At 56.3% G+C, this 13,278-nt stretch carries 9 protein-coding genes; 2 read left to right on the top strand and 7 right to left on the bottom strand.

The features are described from left to right. Nucleotides 1–17: 17 nt before the first annotated feature. Complete coding sequence (gene rlmD, locus C1N58_RS01500; RefSeq protein WP_394550366.1) at nucleotides 18–1,337, bottom strand: 23S rRNA (uracil(1939)-C(5))-methyltransferase RlmD; 1,320 nt, start codon at nucleotides 1,335–1,337, stop codon at nucleotides 18–20. 87 nt (nucleotides 1,338–1,424) lie between these two features. Here rlmD and barA point away from each other — a divergent pair, with 87 nt between their 5' ends. Beyond that, complete coding sequence (gene barA / locus C1N58_RS01495; protein WP_394564512.1) at nucleotides 1,425–4,154, top strand: two-component sensor histidine kinase BarA; 2,730 nt, start codon at nucleotides 1,425–1,427, stop codon at nucleotides 4,152–4,154. 52 nt (nucleotides 4,155–4,206) lie between these two features. On the opposite strand, the gene C1N58_RS01490 is transcribed toward barA, so the two are convergent. The 6 genes from C1N58_RS01490 to C1N58_RS01465 form a co-directional block, all read right to left on the bottom strand. Further along, nucleotides 4,207–5,343, bottom strand: a complete 1,137-nt coding sequence (locus C1N58_RS01490) for a glycerate kinase (RefSeq protein ID WP_006120767.1) — start codon at nucleotides 5,341–5,343, stop codon at nucleotides 4,207–4,209. A 73-nt stretch (nucleotides 5,344–5,416) separates the two neighbouring features. Continuing rightward, nucleotides 5,417–6,301 carry a 2-hydroxy-3-oxopropionate reductase gene (gene garR, locus C1N58_RS01485; RefSeq protein ID WP_162286004.1) on the bottom strand — a complete coding sequence of 295 codons (885 nt, stop codon included), beginning with the start codon at nucleotides 6,299–6,301 and terminating at the stop codon, nucleotides 5,417–5,419. A gap of 18 nt (nucleotides 6,302–6,319) precedes the next feature. Next, nucleotides 6,320–7,090, bottom strand: coding sequence for a 2-dehydro-3-deoxyglucarate aldolase (gene garL, locus C1N58_RS01480; RefSeq protein ID WP_033739566.1), 771 nt, complete (start codon nucleotides 7,088–7,090; stop codon nucleotides 6,320–6,322). A gap of 46 nt (nucleotides 7,091–7,136) precedes the next feature. Next, nucleotides 7,137–8,468: a glucarate dehydratase gene (gene gudD / locus C1N58_RS01475; RefSeq protein WP_394550365.1), complete on the bottom strand. Its 1,332-nt coding sequence runs from the start codon at nucleotides 8,466–8,468 to the stop codon at nucleotides 7,137–7,139. Between the two features lie 10 nt (nucleotides 8,469–8,478). Continuing rightward, nucleotides 8,479–9,825, bottom strand: a complete 1,347-nt coding sequence (locus tag C1N58_RS01470; protein WP_054687115.1) for an enolase C-terminal domain-like protein — start codon at nucleotides 9,823–9,825, stop codon at nucleotides 8,479–8,481. A gap of 9 nt (nucleotides 9,826–9,834) precedes the next feature. Further along, nucleotides 9,835–11,178 (bottom strand): MFS transporter, encoded by a 1,344-nt coding sequence (locus C1N58_RS01465; protein ID WP_054633225.1) that lies wholly within the window; start codon nucleotides 11,176–11,178, stop codon nucleotides 9,835–9,837. A gap of 510 nt (nucleotides 11,179–11,688) precedes the next feature. Between C1N58_RS01465 and garD the strand changes: the two genes are divergently transcribed. Next, the gene (gene garD / locus C1N58_RS01460; protein WP_110268347.1) at nucleotides 11,689–13,248 is read left to right on the top strand and encodes a galactarate dehydratase; all 1,560 of its coding nucleotides are present in this window, start codon (nucleotides 11,689–11,691) and stop codon (nucleotides 13,246–13,248) included. The last annotated feature ends 30 nt before the right edge of the window (nucleotides 13,249–13,278 follow it).

The following is a 13,278-nucleotide window of genomic DNA, read 5'->3' as shown; positions in this document are numbered from 1 at the left end:
GCGCCCCTGCCGGACACTTATGTTTTTTTTCTGAACAGCACCATGGATTCGAGATGACGGGTATGCGGAAACATATCCAGCATCGCGACCCTTTCCAATTGGTAGCCCGCCGACAACAGTGTTTCGCTGTCACGCGCGAGTGTTACAGGATTACACGACACATAGACCACACGCTGTGGTGATAGTTTGACGACATGGGACATGACACCCGCCGCCCCGGCCCGCGCCGGATCGAGTAACACCTTGTTAAAGCCTTGCGTCGCCCAGGGCTGACGCGAAACATCGTCTTCCAGATTGTGCTGAAAAAATCTGACGTTTTTAAGATCATTGACCTCAGCATTATACTCCGCCTGCTGGACTAATGCTGCAACGCCCTCCACACCTACGGCATTTTGTACCGTTTTTCCTACAGGGAGCGTAAAGTTTCCCATGCCGCAAAACAGGTCCAGCACACGATCGTCAGGCTGTAAATCCAGCCACGCGATTGCCCTGGCGACCATCTGCTGATTCACCGTATCGTTAACCTGAATAAAATCCTGTGGACTGAAGGTTAGCGTAAGCTGGTGTGAATGATAAAACGGGCGTTGTTCACTGATTGCGCGCAGTGCCTCGCCGCCATCATCCAAAAACAGCATGAGCTGATGCTGATGCGAAAACCGTTCCAGTTTTGCCATATCGTCAGCAGTTAATGCATCCAGATGACGCAATAACATCACCGGCCCGTTATCAGCCAGCACCAGTTCGACATGGCCTAAACGGTTGACAGCATTAAGCGTAGTGAGACAATTGCGCAGCGGAATAATCAGCGCCTCAAGTTGGGGCGCCAAAACGGGGCACTGCTGGATATCGACCAGATCGTTGGTGGCTTCCTGGCGAAAGCCCATCTGGAGCTGCTGTGTTTTGCTGTGCCACTGCAGGCCAAGGCGGGCACGGCGGCGATAGCCCCAGGCAGGACCGGCGATGGTCTCATCCACCGTGATCGGCTGCTTTGCTGCCTGAGTAAGCATTCGTGCCAGCGCACGCGCTTTACTCTGCTGCTGTAGCGGCTCATCAACATGTTGCTGTTGGCAGCCGCCACAGCGGCTAAAATGCGGACAGCGAGGTTCAACCCGTGACGGGCTGTGGTTCAACAGACGCTCTGTTTTGGCGCGAGCATACTGGCGCTTCTCCTCCAGCAGGGTGACTTCCGCCTGTTCGCCGGGCAGCGCACCCGCGACAAACAGGGTTTTTCCTTTGTGCCGGGCCACGCCCTGACCGAAAGGATCCAGGTCTTCGATAGTGACGGTCAGCCTTTTTCGGGTCGTCACGCGCTGTTTTGCGGAATAAAATTGCGCCATAGTGTAGTTCTTTCTCTTTAAATTCGATGTGCATCCATTTCAGCGACGTGCACAGGGACGTTCAGGCCGAAACAGCAGGCGACTATTATGACTAAATACAGCCTGCGGGCGCGAATGATGATTTTAATCCTGGCGCCTACGCTAATGGTAGGCTTGCTGCTCAGCTCATTTTTTGTGGTGCATCGCTACAATGAATTACAGCGCCAGGTGATTGAGGCGGGGGCAAATATCATTGAACCGCTGGCGGTCTCCACAGAATACAGCATGACCTGGCACAATCGTGATGCGCTGCGTGAACTGGTGAGTTTACTCCATCGCCGCCATTCCGGCATTGTACGGGCCATTTCTGTTTTTGATGATAATAACCAGCTCTACGTCACCTCCAACACCAACCAAAACCTCAGCCTGAAGACAAAGCAGGCGATCCAGGCGCTGCCCGAGGATGTTTCCCTGGAGGGCAGCGGCAACCTGTTGATCCTGCGCAAACCCATCACCTCCGAGCGTTACGCCGTGGATGAATTGCCCGGACAGGATGCCAAGCCCGCCGGGAATCCGCTGGGCTACGTGGCGATAGAGCTGGATTTGCAGTCCGTGCGTTTACAGCAATACCGGGAAGTCTTTATTGCCACCCTGATGCTGCTGTTCTGCCTGTGTATTGCCATGTTGTTTGCCTATCGCCTGATGCGGGACGTTACCGGCCCCATTCGCAATATGGTCAGCACCGTTGACCGGATTCGTCGTGGGCAACTGGACAGCCGGGTGGAAGGCCACATGCTGGGCGAGCTGAGCATCCTGAAGAATGGGATCAATGCCATGGCGATGTCGCTTACCGCCTACCACGAAGAGATGCAGCACAACATCGATCAGGCGACCTGGGACCTGCGGGAAACGCTGGAGCAGCTCGAAATTCAGAATGTTGAGCTGGATCTGGCCAAAAAACGTGCCCAGGAAGCTGCCCGCATCAAATCCGAATTCCTGGCGAACATGTCCCATGAACTGCGCACGCCGCTGAATGGCGTGCTGGGCTTTACCCGTCAGATGCTGAAAACGCCGCTGCGCACCACCCAGCGTGACTATATGCTGACGATTGAACGTTCGGCCAATAACCTGCTGTCGATTATCAATGACGTACTGGATTTCTCGAAGCTGGAAGCCGGAAAGCTGATGCTGGAATCCATTCCTTTCCCGCTTCGCGCCACGCTGGATGAAACGCTGGTTTTGCTGGCCCCATCGGCCCACGAAAAGAAGCTGGAGTTGACGGTGGTATGCGATAACAACGTCCCCGACAACGTGATCGGTGACGCGCTTCGCCTGCAGCAAATCCTGATTAACCTGATGGGCAATGCGATTAAGTTCACCGAAAAAGGCACCATCAATTTACGGGTTGAGCAACATACCCTTACGGCAACCCAGGTTGAGCTGGAGATTCAGGTGCGTGATACGGGGATAGGCATTTCCGAAGAACAGCAGGCGCAGCTGTTTCAGGCTTTTCGCCAGGCGGATGCCAGCATTTCCCGTCGCCACGGCGGATCGGGGCTGGGACTGGTCATCACCCAGAAACTGGTGCAGGAAATGAACGGGGAGATCACCTTCGTCAGCCGCCAGAATCACGGTTCCACCTTTTGGGTGCGCGTGAAACTTGATCTCAATCCGAATGCACCGAGTATGCCGCGCGTCCTTGACGCACTATCGAACACCCGCATGGCCTATGTGGAAGCGAATCCCGATGTTGCCAGCGCAGTCGTCGAGATTTTAGGCGCGACGCCGTTACAGGTAGAGCACAGCTTAACGCTGGAAGGCCTGAGTCAGCCGCGTTATCCCCTGTTGCTGATGGCGATGCCTGTCGATGCCAGCCAGTCGCAGGTGCTGGAAAGCCAGTTTATCAATTCGCTGCTGGAACGCGCCGATCAGGTCATCATGGCGCTGCCAAGCCCAATGATGTTACTGGCCGATGAGCTAAAAGTACGTGGCATTGACGGCTGTATTGCCAAACCTGTCTCACAAACACGTTTACTGCCCATGCTGCTGGAGCTGCATGCCCGCCACAGTAACGATGCCTCTTCCTCGCCGCGTCTGCCGTTAACCGTCATGGCGGTGGATGATAATCCTGCGAATCTCAAGCTGATCGGCGCACTGCTGGAAGAACAGGTTGAGCACAGCATCCTGTGCAATAACGCCGAGCAGGCCATCCACGTCGCCCACCGGCAAGCACTGGACGTGATTTTAATGGATATCCAGATGCCCGACATCGATGGCATTCGCGCCAGTGAAATTATCCGCACGCTGCCAAACCATGCCAACACGCCGATCGTCGCTGTAACCGCGCACGCGATCGATGGTGAACGTGAGCACCTGATCCGGGCCGGCATGAACGACTATCTTGCTAAGCCTATTGATGAAAATAAGCTCAGTCAGGTGTTGACGCGTTATATGCCCAGCCCGGCCAGCGCTGTGCCCGAGGTTCCCCAGATCCTGCCCACGCTGGACTGGAAACTGGCGTTGCGTCAGGCGGCCAACAAACCTGATTTAGCGCGGGATTTATTGCGAATGCTGCTGGAATTTTTGCCGGAAGTGCACGCTAAGATCGTACAGTACATGGCTGAAAACGATGCGGTTGCCTTGCGGGAAATTATCCATAAACTTCACGGCAGTGCCAGTTACAGCGGCGTACCGCGGATGAAGCAACTCTGTCGTAAACTGGAAAAAGAACTGCATCAGGCCAGTGATATTGAGGCGCTGGAGCCGGAGTTGCTGGAGCTGCAGGATGAGATGGAAAATGTGGCCAGACAGGCGCGCCGCGTGCTCGCTATGCCGTGAAAAACCGGTCAGTCAGCAGGCCCCTGAACGCCAGGGGCCGACAAATTAGCGTTTAAAAACCCCCGATTTTCAGGGTGGCCGCCACATTGCGTGCAGTAAGCCGCACATTGTTGCGTGCGCCATCCAGCGCTTCATCCAGCGAACAGATACGGTATAGCACGCTGAATACCGCATCAATGCCATGTTGATGAACGACGCCGACATCGTCCGTCAGGCTACCGGCAATGCCAATCACCGGAAGACCAAACCGCTTTGCAACTTTCGCGACGCCAATCGGCACTTTGCCATTGATACTCTGACTGTCTATGCGCCCTTCGCCCGTAATCACCAGTTGGGCGTCCTGTAACTGCGCCGCCAGCCCCAGTGCTTCTGTAACGATTTCGATGCCGGGGCGCAGGGCCGCCTGGCAAAATGCATACAGCGCGGCCCCCATTCCCCCTGCGGCACCGCCACCGCTGACCTGCAGGACATCCATGCCCAGATCGCGCTGAATCATCGCAGCATAGTGCGTCAGCGCCTTATCGAGCAGTGCCACCCGTTCAGGTGTTGCGCCCTTTTGCGGGCCAAAGACCGCCGACGCACCGTCATCGCCTGTCAGCGTATTGGTCACATCACAGGCCACTTCGAAACGGCACGCCCGGATACGGCTGTCCAGGCGGGAAATATCAATGCGGGCCAGATGCGGCAGCGCGCCGCCGCCAGGGCCAATCTCTTCACCTTGCTTATCCAGCAAACGTGCACCCAGCGCCTGCATCATTCCTGCGCCGCCGTCATTGGTGGCGCTGCCACCAATGCCAATAATGATGTGCTTTACCCCTTTATCCAGCGCGTTTTTGATCAGTTCACCTGTGCCAAACGAAGTGGTAATCAATGGGTCGCGCCGCGCCGCCGGGACCAGCTCCAGGCCACTGGCGGCGGCCATCTCGATATAGGCGGTCTCGTCGTTGCCCGACACCCCATAGAACGCCTCCACAGGTTCACCCAGAGGACCGGTCACCTGTAACCTGATCTTTTTTCCCTGGGTTGCGGCGACCATCGCTTCAACCGTGCCTTCACCGCCATCAGCGACCGGTATTTTCACATAATGCGCATCGGGGAAAATCTCGCGAAATCCCGCTTCGATTGCCGACGCCACATCCAGGGCAGAGAGACTTTCTTTATATGAATCCGGTGCGATGACGATTTTCATAAGCAATCCAGGCGGTATGGTTTGACGGTAAGGGAAGGACATTCGCCCGGCATCCGCAGATACCGGGCAACCCTTAGCGCGAAATTTCGACGTTTGCTAACTGTTCATAATAGCAGGCCAGCGCGCTGTGGTCGGCGGTTCCCTGTCCGTCGTTACGCAGTGCCTGCATCATCTCCATCACCGCCGCTGTCAGTGGCAGAGGAGCACCAATGTCATGTGAGGTATCCAGTGCGTTAGCCAGATCTTTAATATGTAAATCGATACGGAAGCCGGGTTTAAAATTGCGGTCCATCACCATCGGCGCTTTCGCATCCAGCACGGTGCTTCCTGCCAGACCGCCACGTATAGCCTGATAGACCAGCTCCGGATTGACACCGGCTTTGGTCGCCAGTGACAGCGCTTCTGACATCGCGGCAATATTCAGCGCCACAATCACCTGATTGGCCAGCTTGGTCACGTTACCGGCACCGATATCGCCGGTATGCACGACCGAGCCCGCCATAGCTTTCATGATGTCGTAACACTGGTCAAACACGGCTTTATCGCCGCCCACCATCACCGACAACGTGCCTTCGATGGCTTTGGGTTCGCCGCCACTGACCGGCGCATCCAGCATACGGATCTGTTTTGCCGCCAGCGCGTCATGGATTTCCCGGCTTGCCAGTGGGGCGATTGAGCTCATGTCGATGACAATCAGACCGGGTTTTGCCCCATTGATAATGCCATTTTCACCCAGACAAACCTCTTTGACCTGCGGCGAGTTCGGCACCATGGTGATGACCACATCGCACTGCCCGGCAATCTCTTTCGCGTTGCTGGCCGTTGTCGCACCCAGCGCGACCAGCTCGGCCTCGTTTTCGGCATGATGATCCCGCACGACCAGTGAATAACCCGCCTTCAGCAGGTTTTTACTCATAGGTTTGCCCATAATCCCAAGGCCAATAAAGCCAATTTTCATTGCGTCTCTCCTGGATGATTACGTTTTAAATTTGTCACACAACGCCTGCGTGGCACTGCGGAAAACACCGAGATCGCTACCCACAGCAACAAAGGTCGCGCCCCACTCGAGGTAGCGGCGGGCGTCGGCCTCGACCGGCGCCAGAATCCCGCTGGGTTTGTTGGCAGCTTTTGCCCGTTCAAAGATGTGTTTGATGACGGGCAATACCGCCGGGTGCGCAGGCTGGCCGAGATAACCCAGCGCGGCGGACAGATCGCCCGGTCCGACAAAGATCCCGTCCACGCCCTCAACGGCCGCGATAGCATCGATGTTGTCCACGGCCTGCTGCGTTTCTATCTGGACTAACACCGTAATGTTGTCGTTGATAGTGCTGTTGTACGCTGGCATGGTGCCGTACATATTGCTGCGATGTGAAACGGATACGCCGCGAATCCCCGCAGGCGGATAACGCGTCGAGGCGACCGCACGTCTGGCCTCGTCTTCGTTCTCGACGAAGGGCACCAGAATGTTGTTAAAACCAATATCCAGCAGGCGTTTAATAATCACCGGCTCGTTACAGGGTGGACGCACAACCGGCGCACTATTGCTGCCTTTCAGCGCCATCAGTTGAGGCACAAAGGTGGTGATATCGTTAGGCGCGTGCTCGCCGTCCAGCACCAGCCAGTCAAATCCGGCCAGCCCCAGGACTTCGGTCGAAAGGGGATTCGCCAGGGCACACCAACTGCCAATCAGGGTTTCACCTGCCAGCAGGCGATGGCGAAATTCATTGCGCCAGGCTGTATTACTCATGGTTTTACTCCTGTGAAACGGGTTTCCTGCAGGAAGCCCAAAAACGTTAACGCACCAGGCACGGACGCTTGTGATCGAACGTCCACTGCGGAATCAGAAACTGCATGGCCTGTGCATCATCACGGGCACCCAGGCCATGCTTTTGATAAAGCGCATTAGCCTGCATCACCCGCTCCCTGTCCAGCTCAATACCCAGGCCCGGCTTCTGCGGCACTGCCACCCTGCCACCTTCAATCTGGAAAGGCGCTTTTGTGAGCCGTTGATTGCCCTCCTGCCAGATCCAGTGCGTATCAATGGCGGTGATGTTGCCCGGTGCGGCGGCCGCAACGTGCGTGAACATCGCCAGGGAAATATCGAAATGGTTGTTGGAATGGGAACCCCACGTCAGGCCAAATTCATGGCACATTTGCGCCACGCGCACGGATCCCTGCATCGTCCAGAAGTGCGGATCGGCCAGCGGGATATCGACTGACTGTAAAGACAAGGTGTGTCCCATCTGACGCCAGTCTGTAGCGATCATATTGGTGGCGGTAGGCAGGCCGGTGGCGCGCCGAAATTCGGCCATAACTTCGCGTCCGGAGTAGCCCTGCTCTGCGCCACAGGGATCCTCTGCATAGGCCAGCACACCTTTAAGCTGTTTACCCAGCGCGATGGCCTCCTCAAGCGACCAGGCCCCGTTGGGATCGATCGTGATACGCGCCTGGGGGAAACGTTTCGCCAGCGCAGCGATCGCTTCCGCCTCATCATGACCGTTCAGCACACCGCCTTTCAGTTTAAAGTCGTTAAAGCCGTATTTTTCATAGGCCGCTTCGGCCAGCCTGACCACGGCCCCAGGCGTGAGCGCTTCCTCATGACGCAGGCGATACCAGTCACAGGTCTCGCTGTCCTGATTCTGATAAGGCAAGGTGGTTTTTCGGCGGTCGCCGACGTAAAACAGGTAACCCAGCATCTCGACGCTGTCGCGCTGCTGCCCGTCCCCTAACAGTGAGGCGACATTCACGCCCAGATGCTGTCCCAGCAGATCCAGCAGCGCGGCTTCGATGCCGGTGACGACGTGAATGGTGGTGCGCAGGTCAAACGTCTGATTACCGCGCCCACCGGCATCCCGATCGGCATAAGACGTGCGCACCAGATTCAGGATATTTTTATATTCACCCACCGTTTTACCCACCACCTGCGCGGCAGCCTCTTCCAGCGTCTGGCGTATCTTTTCGCCGCCGGGGATTTCTCCCAGGCCCGTATTGCCGGCATTATCTTCAAGGATGACGATATTACGGGTAAAGAAAGGTGAATGGGCGCCGCTCAGGTTCAGTAACATACTGTCATAGCCGGCGACCGGAATGACCTGCATGGCGGTGATCTTCGGTGTCGTGTTCATCTGTTATCCCTTAAGCAGAGGCCCGGCCAAAAGCCGGGCGTTTACGGTCAAATGTCCAGCCGGGAACCAGGTATTGCATGGCCGTCGCGTCATTACGTCCGCCCGCTGGCAGTGATTTGTAGCGTTCGTTTGCCCGCCGCAGTTGCGCCCAGTCCAGTTCAATGCCCAGGCCCGGTGCAGTGGGCACTGCAATTTTTCCCTGCTGAATCGGCAGTGGATTTTTCGTCAGGCGCTGGTCGCCCTCCTGCCAGATCCAGTGCGTGTCTATCGCGGTGGGGTTACCGGGTGCCGCAGCGCCGACATGGGTAAACATGGCCAGGGAAATATCAAAGTGGTTATTGGAGTGACAGCCCCAGGTGAGTCCCCATTCATCGCACAGCTGAGCGACCCGCACGGCACCGCTCAGCGTCCAGAAATGGGGATCGGCCAGCGGGATATCGATCGCGTTGAGCATCAGTGCATGCTGCATCTCGCGCCAGTTGGTGGCGATCATGTTGGTGGCGACCGGCAGGCCCGTCGCGCGCCGAAACTCCGCCATCACCTCACGCCCGGAATAACCCTGCTCCGCCCCACAGGGATCTTCTGCATAGGTCAGCACATCCTGCATGCCTTTGCACAGCCGGATCGCCTCGTCCAGCCGCCATGCGCCGTTAGGATCAACGGTGATACGCGCAGCGGGAAAGCGTTTTTTCAACGCCTGCGCGGTCGCGATTTCCTGTTCGCCCGGCAGCACACCGCCCTTGAGTTTAAAATCGTGAAATCCGTATTTATCCTGAGCCGCTTCCGCCAGCCTGACGATGGCCTCACTGCTCAGGGCTTCCTGATGACGCAGCCGATACCAGTCATGCTGCGCGTTCTCACCAGTGAGGTAAGGCAGATCGGTTTTGCGCCGGTCACCGATATAGAACAGGTAACCCAACACCGTGACCGCATCGCGTTGTTTACCCGGCCCCAGCAGCTCGGCGACCGGCACGCCCAGACATTGCCCCAGCAGATCCAGCAGCGCGGCCTCCAGCGCCGCAACCGCATTTACGCGCAGTTCGAACGTCCAGGCGCCCTTGCCAAAGGTCTCGAAATCCGCAGACTGATTGCCCCGATGCACCTGCTGTACCAGCCGGTTCAGGCAGGCGACCTGCTGACCTGTCACCTGCGGTACGGCATCCAGCAAGGTCTGATAAATGGTCTCGCCTCCCGGTGCCTCACCCAGCCCGGTATGACCCGCACTGTCCGTCAGTATTACAATGTTGCGGGTAAAACTGGCATTGTGTGCCCCCCCAATGTTGAGCAGCATACTGTCGTAACCGGCCACCGGCACAACCTGCATAGCGGTGATAACGGGCGTGGATTGCGTATTCATACAGGCTCCTTAGCGGGTTTTCAGCTCAATGCGCTTGATGTTATCCACCAGCACCAGATAACTGAGTACCGCGACAAAGGCGTGGATACCCACGTATACCAGCGCACCGTTATACGATCCGGTCGAGGCAATGATGTAGCCAATCGCGACAGGCGTGATAATGCCGGACGCATTACCAAACATATTGAACAGGCCGCCGCTCAGACCGCTGATCTCCTTCGGCGCGGTATCGGCCATCACCGCCCAGCCCAACGCACCAATGCCTTTGCCAAAAAAGGCCGTCGCCATAAACAGCACCACAACCCAGTCGGTTTCAACGTAGTTACATATCACCATAGAGGTCGAGAGCAGCATCCCGAGCACAATGGGCGTTTTGCGGGCGATGTTCAGGGAACCGGTTTTGCGCATCAGCCAGTCGGAGATCACGCCACCCAGCACGCCGCCAATAAAGCCGCACAGTGCCGGTACGGAGGCAACAAAACCGGCTTTAAGAATCGACATTCCGCGCGCCTGAACCAGATAAACCGGAAACCAGGTGATAAAGAAATAGGTCAGTGCGTTGATGCAGTACTGGCCAATATAGATACCGATCATCATGCGTGACTGCAGCAGCTGTTTGATCTGGAACCGCTTGTCACGGAAGCTGACGTTTTGCTTTTCGCTTTTCTGATCCATGTTGATCAGCGCACCGCCCTGCTCCATGTATTCCCGTTCCGCCTGATTAACGCCAGGATGATCGCTGGGATCGTGAATCACTTTGAGCCAGATAAGGCTCAGGATGATGCCCAGTCCCCCCATGAACCAGAAGACATGAGCCCAACCGACTGCGGAGGTCAGCCAGCCCATGATGGGTGCGAAAATCACGGTCGCAAAATACTGGGCAGAATTGAAAATGGCCACGGCGGTGCCGCGCTCCTGAGCCGGAAACCAGGCGGCCACAATTCGGCTGTTACCCGGAAATGAAGGTGCTTCTGCCAGCCCCACCATAAAGCGCAACATAAACAGCGCCATCACGATGGTGTAACCGCTGAACAGGTCCACGAAGCCTTGCAGCAAGGTAAATAACGACCAGAGGAAGATGCTCCAGAAATAGACGCGTTTGGACCCAAAGCGATCCAACAGCCAGCCGCCGGGGATTTGTCCAATAACATAGGCCCACGAAAACGCCGAGAAGATGTAACCCATGCCCACGGGATCGAGGCCAATATCCTTTGCCATCGCGGAGCCAGCGATGGATAACGTCGCCCGGTCGCCGTAGTTGAATGAGGTCACAATAAACAACATGACCACAATCCAGTAGCGTGCATTTGTCCGTTTCTGGACCGCCTCTGACGTCTGGTGAAAACTACTCATGATGCACTCCTGAAAAATAGCGAAAGTGACATTCGCTCTGACTGCATACACATCGCGTTGGGTATCAGAGAGATGTAGGTTAAACACGGCGATTTTTTTATTGGCAAATTGCTCACGCGGCGTGACATATAACCTGACCGGGGAAACGGAAATCAGTATAAGAAGTGGGTTTCACGGTGACATTGGAATATCTCCCTGGAATAAGGAGAAGGAATCGTGCTTTTTTGGGCTATTGCATAAAACACTGCGGCGCATTTCACGTATTTTGGTATTCCTCACCCAAAGCCAGCTCCTACGCCCGACGATCGCCGGCTTTGTGAGAATCTTCACTTGATTTGGTAAAAAGACATGAAAACGGCCGTCTCTGAAGGCTGAATGTAGGTCAATTGCACAATGTGCAGGTGAGAACCCCTCTTTATACTGACGGTGGCAAATACTGAACCTGTGACATCTGACTTCTTATAATGAATGCGCCACAGAAATAAGGCGCGACGCACTGGAAGGTGAGCGATGATCCCCCTGTCAAACGAACAACCGCTCTATATCAAAGTTCATGAAAACGATAACGTGGCCATTGTGGTTAACAGCCAGGGACTGCCTGCCGGTACCACGTTTCGTGATGGCTTAACTCTGACCGAGCATATTCCCCAGGGACACAAGGTGGCGCTGCAGGCTATTCCTGATGGGCAGCCCATACTGCGCTATGGCGAGGTGATTGGTCTGGCCATGCGTGATATCGCCCAGGGGAGCTGGATCGACGAATCGCTAATTGCTCTGCCGGACGCCCCGGACTTAGCGCATTTACCTTTAGCGAATAATGTGCCGCCGGCGTTACCGCCGCTGGACGGTTATACCTTTGAGGGCTATCGCAACGCTGACGGCAGCGTGGGCACCCGTAATCTGCTGGGGATCACTACCAGCGTGCACTGCGTCGCGGGCGTGGTGGATTATGTGGTGCAAATCATTGAGCGTGATTTACTGCCCCGCTATCCCAACGTTGATGGCGTGGTGGCGCTAAATCATCTTTATGGCTGTGGCGTGGCGATCAATGCCCCCGCGGCGGTGATCCCGATCCGAACCGTTCATAATCTGGCCCTGAATGCCAATTTCGGCGGCGAAATCATGGTGGTCAGTCTGGGATGCGAAAAGTTACAACCCGAACGCCTGCTGACCGGCACGCCTGACGTACAGCCCATCTCGCTGGACGATGCGGATATTGTGCGTTTGCAGGACGAGAGCCGGGTGGGCTTCGGTGCCATGGTGGATGAGATTTTGCAGGTCGCAGAGCGCCACCTGAGCCGCCTTAATCAACGCCAGCGCGAAACCTGCCCGGCCTCTGAACTGGTGGTGGGCATGCAGTGTGGCGGCAGCGACGCGTTTTCGGGCGTGACCGCGAATCCCGCCGTCGGCTTCGCCGCTGATCTGCTGGTACGCTGCGGAGCCACCGTAATGTTTTCTGAAGTCACGGAGGTACGGGATGCCATTCATTTGCTGACGCCACGCGTGGTTGACCAGACCGTGGGCCAGCGACTGATTGAGGAAATGGCCTGGTATGATCGCTATCTCGATCAAGGCAAAACGGACCGCAGCGCCAATCCCTCGCCCGGCAACAAGAAAGGCGGACTGGCCAACGTGGTGGAAAAAGCATTAGGCTCGATTGCCAAATCAGGCCGAAGCCCGATTATGGAAGTGCTGTCACCGGGACAACGGCCAACACGACGAGGGCTGATTTTTGCCGCCACGCCCGCCAGCGATTTTGTCTGCGGCACGCAGCAGCTGGCCTCAGGCATCACCTTACAGGTTTTTACAACAGGCAGGGGAACGCCTTACGGCCTGGCGGCGATTCCGGTGATTAAGATGGCGACCCGTACCGCATTGGCTGAACGCTGGCATGATTTAATGGATATTAACGCCGGTACGATTGCCACGGGCGAAGAAACCATCGAGCAGGTTGGCTGGCGGTTGTTTACATTAATTCTGGACATTGCCAGCGGCCGGAAACAAACCTGGTCAGACCGCTGGGGCATCCGCAATCAGCTGGCGGTCTTTAATCCCGCACCGATCACCTGATGCCGTTTTTATGCAGACAGGCCGTGCTGA

This window comes from Pantoea sp. SGAir0180, assembly GCF_043546245.1.
The sequence above is the reverse complement of the archived record's forward strand: the minus strand, read 5'-3'. Positions and strand labels throughout refer to the sequence as shown.